12 protein-coding genes and 1 pseudogene are annotated in these 13439 nt (G+C 68.1%); 7 read left to right on the top strand and 6 right to left on the bottom strand.

All coding sequences use genetic code 11. From position 1 onward, the window contains the following. The coding region (locus GRX66_RS10845) for a DUF790 family protein (RefSeq protein WP_159526577.1) at positions 1-1206 on the top strand (1206 nt) is incomplete at its 5' end. A gap of 241 nt (positions 1207-1447) precedes the next feature. Here the strand turns inward: GRX66_RS10845 and GRX66_RS10840 are convergent. Next, positions 1448-2014 carry a DUF7122 family protein gene (locus GRX66_RS10840; protein WP_159526576.1) on the bottom strand — a complete coding sequence of 189 codons (567 nt, stop codon included), beginning with the start codon at positions 2012-2014 and terminating at the stop codon, positions 1448-1450. Beyond that, positions 2011-2922 carry an RsmB/NOP family class I SAM-dependent RNA methyltransferase gene (locus tag GRX66_RS10835; protein ID WP_159526575.1) on the bottom strand — a complete coding sequence of 304 codons (912 nt, stop codon included), beginning with the start codon at positions 2920-2922 and terminating at the stop codon, positions 2011-2013. Before GRX66_RS10835 ends, GRX66_RS10840 begins: the two co-directional genes overlap by 4 nt. Before the next feature lie 149 nt (positions 2923-3071). Between GRX66_RS10835 and GRX66_RS10830 the strand changes: the two genes are divergently transcribed. Then, complete coding sequence (locus tag GRX66_RS10830) at positions 3072-3845, top strand: SDR family NAD(P)-dependent oxidoreductase (RefSeq protein WP_159526574.1); 774 nt, start codon at positions 3072-3074, stop codon at positions 3843-3845. Continuing rightward, positions 3842-4987 carry an acyl-CoA dehydrogenase family protein gene (locus GRX66_RS10825; RefSeq protein ID WP_159526573.1) on the top strand — a complete coding sequence of 382 codons (1146 nt, stop codon included), beginning with the start codon at positions 3842-3844 and terminating at the stop codon, positions 4985-4987. Before GRX66_RS10830 ends, GRX66_RS10825 begins: the two co-directional genes overlap by 4 nt. Positions 4988-5181: 194 nt before the next feature. Here GRX66_RS10825 and GRX66_RS10820 read toward each other — a convergent pair. From GRX66_RS10820 to GRX66_RS10810, 3 genes and pseudogenes are all read right to left on the bottom strand, one after another. Then, positions 5182-6351: pseudogene (locus tag GRX66_RS10820) on the bottom strand (3-hydroxyacyl-CoA dehydrogenase); the annotation flags it as partial. 129 nt (positions 6352-6480) lie between these two features. Further along, positions 6481-7551 carry a phosphotransferase family protein gene (locus GRX66_RS10815; protein ID WP_159526572.1) on the bottom strand — a complete coding sequence of 357 codons (1071 nt, stop codon included), beginning with the start codon at positions 7549-7551 and terminating at the stop codon, positions 6481-6483. Between the two features lie 81 nt (positions 7552-7632). Then, on the bottom strand, positions 7633-9282 hold the full coding sequence (locus tag GRX66_RS10810; RefSeq protein ID WP_159526571.1) for a long-chain-fatty-acid--CoA ligase: 1650 nt from the start codon (positions 9280-9282) through the stop codon (positions 7633-7635). 164 nt (positions 9283-9446) lie between these two features. On the opposite strand from GRX66_RS10810, the gene GRX66_RS10805 reads away from it, so the two are divergent. Both GRX66_RS10805 and GRX66_RS10800 read left to right on the top strand, forming a co-directional pair. Next, complete coding sequence (locus GRX66_RS10805; protein WP_159526570.1) at positions 9447-9965, top strand: winged helix-turn-helix domain-containing protein; 519 nt, start codon at positions 9447-9449, stop codon at positions 9963-9965. 52 nt (positions 9966-10017) lie between these two features. Then, complete coding sequence (locus tag GRX66_RS10800; RefSeq protein WP_159526569.1) at positions 10018-10767, top strand: proteasome assembly chaperone family protein; 750 nt, start codon at positions 10018-10020, stop codon at positions 10765-10767. Positions 10768-10972: 205 nt separating this feature from the next. Here the strand turns inward: GRX66_RS10800 and GRX66_RS10795 are convergent, their stop codons facing one another. Continuing rightward, positions 10973-11488, bottom strand: a complete 516-nt coding sequence (locus GRX66_RS10795) for a GNAT family N-acetyltransferase (protein WP_159526568.1) — start codon at positions 11486-11488, stop codon at positions 10973-10975. A gap of 96 nt (positions 11489-11584) precedes the next feature. Between GRX66_RS10795 and GRX66_RS10790 the strand changes: the two genes are divergently transcribed. Next, the gene (locus GRX66_RS10790) at positions 11585-12706 is read left to right on the top strand and encodes a pyridoxal phosphate-dependent aminotransferase (RefSeq protein ID WP_159526567.1); all 1122 of its coding nucleotides are present in this window, start codon (positions 11585-11587) and stop codon (positions 12704-12706) included. A 147-nt stretch (positions 12707-12853) separates the two neighbouring features. After that, a partial coding sequence (locus tag GRX66_RS20565; RefSeq protein WP_159526566.1) for a DUF389 domain-containing protein occupies positions 12854-13439 on the top strand: 586 nt, incomplete at its 3' end.

The raw sequence follows: 13439 nt of genomic DNA, 5'->3' as shown, positions 1-13439 counted from the left end.
GTCCACGAGGAGGAACGCCAGCATGCGCTCTCGCTGGCCGCCGACCGGTTCCCCGGGGAGGTGTCGCCCGACCAGCTGGCGTCGTCGCTGTACGCCGACCGGGAGTCCCGGGAGGTCCTGCGGGAGGTCGCCGCGCGGTGGACGCCGTCCGAGCTACTCGCTCAGTACAACCTCTCGCTCGCCCAGACCGCGCTGTTCGACGCGACGGAGATGCGCGTGCAGTCGTCGGACCCGCGACGCCTCGTGTCGGCGGTGAAGCGCCTGGGGTTGCTGTACGAAGTCGTGCCGCTGGGCGACGGCGGGGGCCGGGAGGTCGTGCTTACCGGGCCGGACGCGCTGTTCCGGCACACGCGCCGGTACGGCACCCGGTTCGCGCGTGTGCTGCGGACTGTCGCGCGGGGCGACGACTGGCGCGTCGAGGCGACAATCGACGACCGCGGGACCGAGCGCCTGCTCGTGCTGACCGACGACGACCTCACGGTGCCGAACGCCGACCCGGTGACGGACGTGGAGTACGACAGCGGCGTCGAACAGGAGTTCGCCGCCCGGTTCGAGTCGTTGGACCTGGACTGGGCGCTGGTCCGGGAGCCGGACGTGCTGGCGGCCGGCGACCGACTGATGGTGCCGGACTTCGCGTTCGACTACGAGTTCGGCGACGAGCGCGTCTACTTCGAGATCATGGGGTTCTGGACCCCGGAGTACGTCGAGAAGAAGCTGAGCCAGCTGGCGGCCACGGACGAGACGCTGCTGGTGGCGGTGGACGCGGACCTCGGGGTCGGCGAGGACGTCGAAGCCCGCGATCACCGCGTCGTGGAGTACACCGGGAGCGTGCGCGTGAAGGACGTCGTGGACGCGCTCCGCGACCTCGAAACCGACCTCGTGGCGGCGTCGGCGGCCGAACTCCCCGACGAGCTCAGGCCGGACGCGGACGCCGTGACGCTGTCGGCGCTCGCCGCGCGCCACGGGGTCAGCGAGGAGGCCATCGAAGCGGTGGCGTTCCCCGACCACGAGCAGGTCGGACGCACCCTCGTCCGACCAACCGTGCTAGACGCCGTGGCCGACCAGCTCGAAGCGGGACTGTCACGTGAGGATGCGGAGGCCGTCGCGAGCGAGCACGGCGTCGAGGACGCGAGCGCGCTGTTCTCTCGGCTCGGCTACCGGGTCGACTGGGACGGGCTCAGCGGCGGCACCCTCCGGGAGAAGTAACTCCCGGCGGGCTATTTCCGAATACGAACCTCGCGAGTACTGGTACCGTAGGCGGCGCAAATGGCTCACCGGAACGTCCAGCAGGGGCCATCAGTCGGTTCCGCAGGGTCGCCAGTACGCCATTTCGGTGAGTGCGAGAAGACGCCATGTTCTCCCTCCCGGGACGCGCGCGAATCTGTCGGCCGTCTCCGCTGGCTGCTCCGTCGCCGCGTTCACGCTCGTGGGCCTGTGACCCGCAACCTCACAGGTCGCGGCGCCGGCCTTTCGGCACCATCGACGTGAGTTCGCCGTACGTGTAGAGGCCGACGCCGATCGGCTCGACACCGCCCGCGAGTTCGTGCGCGACGACCAGGTAGCCCCAGTCGCCGTCCCAGTCGAGTTCCTGGTCGTCACCGGCGAGGAAGCGCCTCGCCCGGTCTTCCTCGAGCACGACGACGTTCTGCTCGGCGGCGCGCCCGAACCGCTGGACTGCGTCGGTCGTCGGCTTCCAGTGCTCTTGGCGCGTGCGCAGGAGTTTGAGTCCGAGCGCCTCCACCGGGACCGGGCCCTCGAGGTCGTAGGGTAACGCCCAGACCTTCCCCTTGCCCTTCTCCCAGAGCGTGTAGTCGGCGAACGTGTCCTCGGGGACGGCGAACCGGTCGACCCACCAGTCCACGACCGCTTCGCGCGAGGGACGACCCTCGACCATCCTGTCCCCCTCGGTCTCGGGCAGGCGGTCGAACTGTCCGCTTCTGTTCCGGCGGAAGTAATCGATACCGCTGTCACCACGATCGTCGCTCTCGCTGGACCCGCTGTCGTCGTCTGTCATGCCGTCACCTCCAGTTTCGCGGCGAAGAACCCGCCCGTGTCGTTCTGGTGGGGGTAGTAGCGGCGCGTCTTCGTCAGCGAGTCGTCGTACGTCTCGTCGTTCCACTCCGTGATTCCGGGGGAGGATTCGAGGCCGGTGTCGAACTCGAGGAGGCGACAGTCGCCGTCTGCGAGGGCGTCGTCGACGACCGCCTCGTTCTCCTCGGGGGCGAACGTGCACGTGGAGTAGACCACGGTGCCGCCCTCGCGAGTGAGTTCGATGGCGCGTTCGAGGATGTCGGACTGCAGCGCCGCGAGGTTCCGACTGGCGCTCGCTCCGGCGCCCTCGAGCGCGTCGGCGTTCTTGCGGACGGTGCCCTCGCAGGTGCAGGGCGCGTCGACGAGCGCGCGGTCGAAGGCGTCGACACCGGGGAACGGGTCCAGCGTCGCGCGGCGGGCGTCGGTGTTCGTCACCGCCGCCGAAGTGACGCCGAGGCGGTCGCAGTTCGCGCGGAGCGCCGAGAGCCGCCCGAGGTTGTCGTCGTTCGCGACGACCAGGCCCTCGTCGTCCATGGCGGCCGCGATCTGGGTGGTCTTCCCGCCGGGCGCGGCACACGAGTCCCAGACGACCTCCCCGGGCTGGGGGTCCAGAATCGCGGGCGGCACCGCCGACACTTCTTCCTGGCCGTGAATCCAGCCGTGGACGTACGGCCACGTCTTCCCCGGTTTGCCGGTGGCGACGCCCAGCACGTCGCTGTTCCAGTCGCGGCCGTAGACGTCGATGCCCTCGGCTTCGAGCGCATCGACCACGCGGTCCCGGGTCGCCTTGATCGAGTTGACCCGCACCGTCGTGGGGAGGTGGCGTTCGCAGGCCTCGAGGAACGCATCGAACTCCGGGATGATCGGTTCGTACCGAGCGAGCGCGTCCATTGACACCGTGTAGGCCGGAGGGGCGCTTGTGGGTTACGTTCGCCGGCCGACCGGGCCGAACGACACCTGCTGCCAAGGTTTATTATTTGTACAGCAGAAGTCACTCTCGTGTTACCAATGGTAACGACTAGCTCGACGCGGGGCCGACAATGACCGTCGAACAGTTCAGCGTCGACGGCCAGACGGCCATCGTCACCGGGGCGTCCAGCGGCATCGGGCGAGCAATCGCCGAACGGTTCGCTGCGGACGGCGCGAACGTGGTCGTCTGTTCGCGCGAACAGGGCAACGTCGACCCGGTCGCCGAGGGTATCGAGGACGCCGACGGCGGGCGCGCGCTCGCCGTCGAGTGCGACGTCACCGACAGGGGCGCCGTCGAGGCGCTCGTGGAAGCCACCGTCGAGGAGTTCGGCGGCGTCGACTGCCTCGTGAACAACGCCGGCGCGAGCTTCATGGCGTCGTTCGACGACATCAGCGAGAACGGCTGGCAGACCATCGTCGACATCAACCTCACGGGCACCTACAACTGCACGCAGGCCGCCGGCGAGCACCTCAAGGACGACGGCGGGACAGTCATCAACCTCTCGAGCGTCGCGGGCCAGAAGGGGTCGCCGTACATGAGCCACTACGGCGCAGCGAAGGCCGCGGTCATCAACCTCACGACGACGCTGGCCAACGAGTGGGCCGGCGAGGACGTTCGCGTGAACTGCATCGCGCCCGGGTTCGTCGCGACCCCGGGTGTCGAGTCGCAGATGGGGGTCTCGGCGGACGACGTCGACCGCGAGACGGTCGAGCGCCGCATCGGCACGAGCGAGGAGATCGCGGACCTCGCGCAGTTCCTCGCCAGCCCCGCGAGTTCCTACATCGTGGGGGAGACCGTCACCGCCGCGGGCGTCCCGGACGTCATGGAGAGCCCGGAGGTATGAGCTTCCAGCTGACAGACGAGCAGCGGGCGATTCGCACCGCAGTCCGGGAGTTCGGCGAGGCGGAAATCGAGCCGGTCGCCCGCGAACACGACGAGTCCAGGGAGTACCCGGCGGACGTCGTCGAACGCGCCGCGGACCTGGACCTGGTTGCGCCGACGATTCCCCGCGAGTACGACGGCGCAGGCATGGACACGCTGTCCTCGGTCCTCGTCACAGAGGAACTGTGGCGCGCAGACCCCGGCATCGGCTCCGCAATCAGCGCTCGCGGGTTCGGGACGAGCATGCTGGCGACGTACGGCGACGAGTGGATGAAAGAGGAGTGGCTGCCGCGAATAGCCAACGGCGACTCGGCGTGCTGTAGCTGCATCTCCGAGCCGGCCCACGGGTCGAACGTCGCGGGCATCGAGACGCGCGCCGAGAAAGCGGGGGACGAGTACGTCATCGACGGCGACAAGATGTGGATCACGAACGGGACTGTCGCGGACGTCGCCGTCGTGATGGCGAAGACGGACACCGAGGTCGAGCCAGCACACCGCGGCATCACGGCGTTCCTCGTGCCGACAGACACCGAGGGGTTCCGGCCGACGAAGATCGACAACAAACTCGGCATCCGCGCGTCGGACCTCGCGGAAATCAAACTCGACGGCGTTCGGGTCCCGGCGGACCACGTCGTCGGCGAGGTGGACGAGGGGTTCTACCAGCTGATGGACTTCTTCGCGTCCGGGCGCGTGAACGTCGCCGCGCAGGCGCTCGGGACCGCGCAAGCCGCGCTCGACGCCGCCGTCGAGTACGCCAACGAGCGCGAGCAGGGCGGCCAACTCATCAAGGAGTACCAGTCCATCGAGCACATGGTCGCGGAGATGGCGACCGCAGTCGAGGCCGCGCGGTCGCTGACCTACCGCGCAGCCTCGTACGTGGAATCCGGGGACGACGACCTCGCTGCGAAGTTTGCGAGCATGGCGAAGCTGTTCGCATCCGAGCACGCCGTCGACGTCGCAGACGACGCGCTCCAGGTCCACGGCGGCGCGGGGTTTGTGACCGACCACCCCGCCGAGCGGTACTACCGGGACGCCCGCATCACGAAAATCTACGAGGGGACCAGCGAGATCCAGAAGAACATCATCGCGGACCGCGTCCTCTGACCCCTGCGCACGGGGCACGGCGACGGGCCGCACGGGGAGTGGTCCGACCGCCAGTCCGCGACGACGGACAGCTTCGACGGCCGCGACCTCGACATCGCGTGCTTCGAAGCGGGCGACCCCAGCGACCACGCGGTCGTCTTCCTGCACGGGATACCGACGTGGTCGAACCGCTGGCGCGGCGTCGCCCCCTACTCGTCGTACTCGTAGAAGCCTCGGCCCGCGTCCAGGCCCGTCTTCCCCGCTTCGACCAGTCCGACGAGAAAGTCCGCCGGCTCGAAGCGGTCGCTACCCGTCGCCGTGCGGCAGTCTCGTAGCTTCTCGAGGACGGCGTCGAGGCCGAGGTCGTCGCCGCGCGAACACGGCCCCTCCGGGAAGCCGGTGCCGAGGCGCATCCCCGTGTCCACCTCCTCGGGCGTGGCGACGTCGTCACCGACGAGTTTCGCGGCCTCGTTGACCATCCGGGCCTCGACGCGGAGCCAGTCGAAGCCCTCGGCGTCCTCGGGTTCGTAGGTCGCGCCCTCGCCGCCCTCGTAGTCGTAGTATCCCCGCCCGGTCTTCCGGCCGAGGTCCCCCGCTTCTACCCGGTCCTCCATGACCGGCGGAATCGGTTTCCCGGCTTCCTCGCGGACGTGGTAGGCGACGTCGATGCCCGTGAGGTCCGAGAGTTCGAACGGCCCCATCGGGTAGCCGCGCTCGTGGACCATCGCGGCGTCGGCCTGCTCGACCGTCGCCTCGTCGCCGGACACCATCCACGCCGGTTCCTCGACGAACGGGCCGAGCACCGAGTTCACGACGAAGCCGTTGACGTCCTTGCGGACGTAAATCGGCGTCTTCCCCAGCGACTCCGCGAACTCGTAGGCCCGCTCGGCGGTGTCGTCGCTGGTCTGCTCGCCGTAGACGACTTCCACGAGGTCCATCCGGACGGGTGGGTTGAAGAAGTGGAGGCCGACGACGCGCTCGGCGGCGTCGGTCGCGGCCGCGATGTCCGTGATGGACAGCGAGGACGTGTTCGTCGCGAGCAGCGCGTCCTCGTCGGTGTACTCCTCGAGGTCCGTGAACACGTCGCGCTTCAGCGCGAGTTTCTCGGGGACGGCCTCGATTACCGCGTCGGCGTCGGCGACCGCTCGTTCGAGGTCCGTCGTGGTCTCGATGCGGTCGAGGACGGCGTCCGGGTCGGCGTCGTGTTCCCCCTTCTCGGCCAGTTTCCGGACGCTCCAATCGATCTGCTCGGAGCCGTCCGCGAGGACGTCCTCGTCGACGTCCCGCATCACGACGTCGTAGCCCGCGATTGCCGCCGCCTCGGTGATGCCGTGGCCCATGTTGCCCGCGCCGAGAACCGCGACGCGCTCGATGTCGTCCTGCATGTCTGCGTCCTCCGCCTCCACCACCATTAATCCCCGTCCGTGAGTTGAACGATGGTAATCAAAGGCGCCGCGGAGAAAGCGATTGTAAATCCGCTCTGGCCGCCGCGAGCAGCGCGGGCGGCAGGCGCCTCAGAGCGGTTCGTCGCCGTCGATGATTCGGGTGGCGCGCTCTGCGAGCGCTGGCACCCGGTCCGCCATCAGGGGGTACATCGGGTCGTCGGCGTTCCCCTCGAGGTGGCGCCGGTAGAACATCTCCCCGAGCGCCGCGAGCTTGTAGACGGCGAGCGCGCGGTAGAACCGATCGTTCGTGTACTCGATTCCCGTGGCGGCCTCGTAGCGGTCGACGAGGTCCCTGCGAGTGGGGTAGCCGTCGCGCTCCACGAACCTGTTCGCGAGGTCCTCGACCACCGGCTCCGGGTCCTTCGCGTCGCGCCAGTAGCTCAGCAGCCACCCGAGGTCCGCTCGCGGGTCGCCGAGCGTCGCCATCTCCCAGTCCAGGACGGCCGCGAGGTCCGGCGGCGTCCCGGGCGCGTACACGACGTTGTCGAGTTTGTAGTCGCCGTGGACGAGCGTCCCCGGATGGTCGTCCGGGACGTTGTCGTCGAGCCAGGCGCCCACGCGCTCCAGTTTCGGAACCTCGCGCTCCGCTTCGGTGACCTCGAACGCCCACGAGAGCTGTTTCCGCCACCGATCCACCTGGCGGCGCGTGTAGCCGGACGGTCGCCCGAACTCCCCGAGGCCGACTGCCTCGACGCCGACGTCGTGGATGGCCGCGAGCGTGTCCACGAGTTCGTTCCCGACGCCCTCGCGCATCTCCGCTTCGGCGAATCGCTGCGGTTCCTTGTCGCGCAGGACGTCCCCCCGGACGCGCTCCATCACGTAGAAATCGCTGCCGATGACGTCGTGGTCCTCGCAGGCTGCGACCGTCTCCGGGACGGGAACGTCGGTGTCCTGGAGGGCGTCCATGACGCGGTACTCCCGGAGGACGTCGTGGGCCGTTTCGGCTGTTTCGCCGGGCGGCGGCCGCCGCACGACCAGGTCGCGGCCGCCCCACTCAACGAACAGCGTCTCGTTGGAGTGGCCTTCGGCGTGCCGCTCGACGCTGAACTCTTCGGCCGGCCCCACCGCGTCCGCCAGGTACGCCCGGAGCGCGGGTTCGTCGACGAGTCGCGACACGTACTCGTCGGAGTGGTCAGTCATGGCCACGAGTTGGCGGCCACTGTAGGAAAAGCTACGGGAGGGACGGACCCCGGAGTGCTACGGTCCGACCGCGGAGCTGGCTTACTCACCCGGAGCGGCTTCCTCGACGCGCTCGCGGAGGCTGTCGTCGACGTACTCGTCTTTCAGCGTCACCTTCGAGAACTTCCCGGTCGAGCCCTTCGGAATCTCGTCGATGAACCGGACGGCGTCCGGCGACCACCAGTCGGGGTACGTCTCGGTGACGTGGGCTTGCAGTTCCTCTCGCAGCTGGCTCTCGTCGACGTCGCCGTCCGGGACGACGAACGCCGCCGGGCGCTCGTCCCACTGCGGGTGCTCGACGGGGATGACCGCCGCTTCTGCGACGTCCTCGTGGCCCATGATGCGGTTCTCGACCTCGACGCTGGAGATCCACTCGCCGCCGCTCTTCACGAGGTCGTCCACGCGGTCGACGACGTCGACGTAGCCGTTCTCCTGGGCGCGCACGATGTCGCCGGTGCGGAGCCAGCCGTCCTCGGTGACCGCTTCGCGGGTCTTCTCCGGGGCGTTGAAGTACTCCTGAGTGACCCACGGTCCCCGCATCAGGAGTTCGCCGAGGGACTCGCCGTCCCACGGGACCTCCTCGCCGTCGTCGCCGACGACGCGCATCTCGACGCCGGGGGCCGGCAGGCCGGCGTGCGCGCGCAACTCCAGGAGGTCCTCGCCCTCGTAGTCCCGCGTCTCCGGACGGTGCTCGGAGACGTGGGTCACGGGCGTCGTCTCGGTCATCCCGTACCCGCTGGCGAGCTCCACGCCGAGTTCGTCGCGGTACGCGCGAATCAGGCCCTTCGGGGTGGCAGCGCCGCCGCAGAGCGCGAACTCCAGCGACGAGAGGTCCGGGTCGGCCTCGCGAGCGTACTGGAGGAGGCCCCGCCATACGGTCGGGACGCCGGCGCTCTTCGTGACGCCCTCGTTCTCGACGAGCGAGGCGATGTCGGCGGGCTCCGGGTTCGGGCCAGGGAGGACGGTCTTCGCGCCTGACGCGATTGTCGCGAAGGGACGCCCCCACCCGCTGACGTGGAACATCGGGACGATCGTGAGTTCGACGTCCGTGTTCCGAAGGCCGAGTTCGCCCGTCAACAGCGACATCGTGTGCGCCCAGTACATCTTGTGGGTGTACTCGACGCCCTTCGGCATCCCCGTCGTGCCGGACGTGTAACACATCCCGGCCGGCTGTTCCTCGTCGACGTCCGGGAAGGTGAAGTCGGGGTCGCCGGACTCGACGAACGACTCGTAGTCCGTGATCGGCGCCAGCGTCGTGTCGGGCACCTGGTCGCCCATGACGACGAACTGCTCGACGCTCTCGAAGGCGTCGGCGTCGTACGCGCCCTCGAGTTTGTCGACCATCGTCGCGTCCACGAACACGAGTTTGTCCTCGGCGTCCGAGACCAGGTGCTGGACGTGGGTGTCGGGCAACAGGATGTTGATCATGTGGAGCTGCGCGCCGAGGCACGGCACGCCGTAGTACATCTCCAGGTGCCAGTGGTGGTTCCACGCGAACGTCGCCACGCGGTCACCGGTCTGGACGCCGAACTCGTCGAGCGCGCTGGCGAGTTTTCGGACGCGGTCAGCGTACTCGTCGTACGTGTACCGTTCGATACCCCGGTGTGTGCGGGAGACGACTTCACGGTCGCCGAAGACGTTCTCCGCTCGCCACAGGAACTGTCGGAGTGTCATGTCTGCGCCGCCAGGCATGCGTAGACGTTCCTTAACAATCGTTAAATAATTTCGGTGACGTGTACTTCCGGTACCCGTCCCGGCAGCGGTTCCTTCCACTGCTCGAGGGACACACACCCACCGTTCCAGCGCTAACTCAGACAACCGAAACGCACACCACTGATGGCACTGAACACGCCGACATGTCCGAGACGCCGTCCTGGTCGTTCAAGCACCGCGACGTGGTCATCCTGCAGGAACTCTCAAAGGACCCCCAGCGTTCCTCCCGGGACCTCGCGGCCCTCCTCGACGACGAGTACGACATCGACGTCTCCCACGTCACCGTCAGCGAGAGCATCCGGAAGATGCGCGAGGACGGCGTCTTCCGCGAGGCCATCGTCCCCAACGAGGAGTACTTCATCTTCGGCCTCTTCGAGTTCAAGTTCGACCCCGATCACTTCGCCGACGAGTGGCGCGACGCCATGACGTACATCCGCGACAGCAAACACACCCTCTTCTACTTCCTCTCGGACGGCGAGTACCAGTGGAAGTCCGTGATGATGTTCCCCACCCGCGAACAGGAGTCCAAGTGGATCCACGAGTTCTACAAGAAACACGGCAGCGTCGTCTCCAACCTCCGGAACTCCGCGGTCCACAACGTCCTGAAGTTCCGCACCGACGCGGAACTGCTGGCGTCCCTGGACGACGAGTCGACCGAATAGTTACCCGCCCGCAGCCCGATTTTTTATGCGTCCGCCAGTCGACGGTGTCCGTATGGCCCGCGTACGTGTCACCGCAGAACCCGACCTCGATGCTCCAACGCTCGTCGAAGGCCTCCCCGGCGTCGGCCTCGTCGGCAAGATCACGACCGACCACCTCATCGGGACCTTCGACATGGAGTACGTCGCCAGCATCGAATGCGATGGCGTCCCACCGGTCACCATCTACGACGAAGACAGCCGCGACGTCCTCCCGCCCGTCCGCGTGTACGCCGACGAATCCCGGGACCTGCTCGCGCTCCAGTCCGACGTCCCCATCTCCCGGCAGGCCACCGCCGACTTCTCGGACTGCTTCACCGAATGGCTCGCCAGCCGCGACGCCACCCCGCTCTACCTCAGCGGCCTCCCCATCGAGGACCACGACCCCAGCACGCTCCCGGACGTCTTCGGCATCGCCACGACCGACGCCACCGCCAGCCGCCTCCAGGACCACGGCATCGAAACCCCGCCCGAACGCGGCCTCATCGGCGGCCCCACCGGCGCCCTCATCAACGCCGCCAGCGAATCCAGCGTCGACGCCGCCGGCCTCGTCGTCGAATCCGACCCCCAGTTCCCCGACCCCGCCGCCGCCAAACGCCTCATCGAAGTCACCATCGAACCGCTCGCCGACGTCGACGTCCCCACCGACGACCTCGTCGACCGCGCCGAGGAAATCCGCGAACAGAAACAACAACTCGCGAAAGCCATGCAGGAAGCCGGCGACGAGGAAGCCACCCAGGCCCGCCCCATGCGGATGTTCCAGTAGGACCGTTTTACTCGTCGGGTCGCCTTCGGCGACCGCTCCTCGCAAAATGCTACGCGAAAAACTCCCCGCGTTCACTCCGTTCGCGCGGTGAACCGGCGACCGACCGGGTCCTGCGGACCGCTCGGTCGCCGGATGCTCACTGTTCGCACGTTCCGACGCGCGAATGCTCGCGCGGCTCGGGTCGCAGACACTCCCGCGCCCCGATCTAGACGTGCTTCTCGTAGACGTCCGTCGGGTAGGTGTCGTCGCCGAGTTCGAACTCCGTGGACCCGACCTGCTCGAAGTCGTGGGACTCGTAGAACGACTGTGCGACGTCGTTGCCGGCCAGCATCTCCAGTTTCACGGCGTCGATGTAATCGGGCAGTTCGTCGAGCGCGCGGTCGAGGAGTCGCGTGCCGATTCCCTCGCCCCAGTAGTCGGGTTCGACGTAGATCTCCTTGAGGCCGGCTTCGTCCTCGTCGACGAACTGCTTGCTGTCGTGGCCCCACCTGAGGAAGAGGTACCCACGGATTACGTCGTCGTCGACGGCGACGAGAAAGCACCCGGGCTGTGACCGGAGTCGGTCGTACTGCGCGGCGGCGTCCCCCGGTGGCAGGTCGACGCTGCGCTCCTCGAGGACCGACTCGGGGAGGATGCCGTCGTAGGCCTCGCGCCACGCCAGCACGTTCACCCGGTGGACGCCTTGTAAATCGCGTCGAGAGTCGAGGGGCCGCACGTCCATGCGCGGGTCGTCGTACTGGAGTGACAAAAGTGGTCGCGGCGCGGCGGCGTCGCCGGGAGGAGTAGAATTATCACGTCCGGCGACCGGGTGTCTGGTATGACGGAGTTCTCCGAGCGCGTCGAGCAGGTCTCCATCAGTGGCATCCGCGAAGTGTTCGAGGCTGCCGGCGAGGACGCCATCAACCTCGGACTCGGCCAACCCGACTTCCCGACCCCCGAGCACGCGCGACGGGCGGCTGTCGACGCTATCGACGCGGGCAAGGCCGACGCCTACACGTCCAACCGCGGCACCCCGGACCTCGTCGACGCAATCGTCCAGAAGCACGCGCGTGACAACGACGTGGACGTTCCGCCCGAGGGAATCATCGCGACTGCCGGTGGGAGCGAAGCTCTCCACATCGCGCTGGAAGCCCACGTCGACCCCGGCGAAGAAGTGCTGTTCCCGGACCCCGGCTTCGTCTCCTACGACGCGCTCACGCGGATCGCGGGCGGCGACCCAGTGCCGCTCGGGCTGCGCGAGGACCTGACCCTCGACCCCGCGACGGTCGAGGAACACATCACAGACAACACGGCGGCGTTCGTCGTGAACTCCCCCGCGAACCCCACGGGCGCGGTCCAGGACCCCGAGGACATGCGCGAGTTCGCGCGCATCGCAGACGAACACGACGTGCTGTGCATCAGCGACGAGGTGTACGAACACATCGTCTTCGAGGGCGAACACCGGTCGCCCATCGAGTTCGCGGAGACGGACAACGTCGTCGTGGTGAACGCGTGCTCGAAGACGTACTCGATGACGGGATGGCGACTCGGCTGGGTCGCCGCCAGCGAGCGCCGCGCGGAACGCATGCTGCGCGTCCACCAGTACGCACAGGCCTGCGCCAGCGCGCCCGCCCAGTACGCCGCGGAAGCCGCGCTCACCGGCCCGCAGGGCGTCGTCGACGAGATGGTCGACTCGTTCCAGCAGCGCCGCGACGTCCTCCTGGACGAACTCGAGGACATGGGGCTGGACGTACCGACCCCGCGGGGCGCGTTCTACGCGATGCCGAAGGTCCCCGACGGCTGGGTGGACGAAGTCATCGACCGCGGCGTCGTCGTCGTGCCCGGCGGCGCGTTCGGCGACAACGGTCAGGGCTACGCGCGAATCTCGTACGCCACCGACATGGCGGAACTCCGCGACGCGCTGGACGTCATGCGCGCAGCGACGAACGCGGTCCAGTAGTCGAGAGAACTGTGTTCGGCCCCGGCCGGTCGAACTGGGTTCGAACCGCAACCCGGCCGAACTGTCTACGATCCGGTAGCTGGCCGAACTGTCTACGATCCGGTAGCTGGCCGAACTGTTTACAGTCCCCACAGCGAACAGCTTCGTGTGCGGCTCGTCCAACTCGCACTCCCGCCCGACAACCGGTCTGCAATTCTGGATGTGCTCGACGACGAGGGCGTCGACTACGTCCTGCTGGCTGGCGAGAACGAGACGCTCGTCCAGTTCCCGCTGCCCGCGCAGGCCGTCGAACCCCTCCTCTCGGACCTGCGCGACGCGGGCTACGACGACCGCTACCGGGTGGTGTCGAACGCGGAGAGCGCAGCGACCGAGCACTTCGACGAACTCGAATCCCGGTTCGTCGCTGGCAGCGAGGCCGACGAATCCATCGACCCCGAGGAGCTGTCCGCGAAAGCCCACGACATGACGCCGAACGCGGCGACGTACTACTCGATGACGCTGTTGTCGTCGCTCGTGGCGGTCTCCGGCCTGTTGCTGGATTCGCCCGCGCTCGTCGTGGGGTCGATGGTCATCGCGCCACAGGTCGGGTCCGCGCTCACCGCGGCCGTCGGTCTGGTGCTCGCCAAGCGCCGGATGGTGTGGGACGGGCTCCGCACCCAGGTGTTCAGCCTGGTGGCGGCGATGGCCGGTGCGGCGGCCGTCGGGTGGCTGCTGCAGACCGCCGGCTTCGTCC

The organism is Halobacterium bonnevillei (assembly GCF_009831555.1).
GTDB classification, from domain to species: Archaea; Halobacteriota; Halobacteria; order Halobacteriales; family Halobacteriaceae; genus Halobacterium; species Halobacterium bonnevillei.
This window is presented reverse-complemented; position numbering and strand designations above follow the sequence as displayed.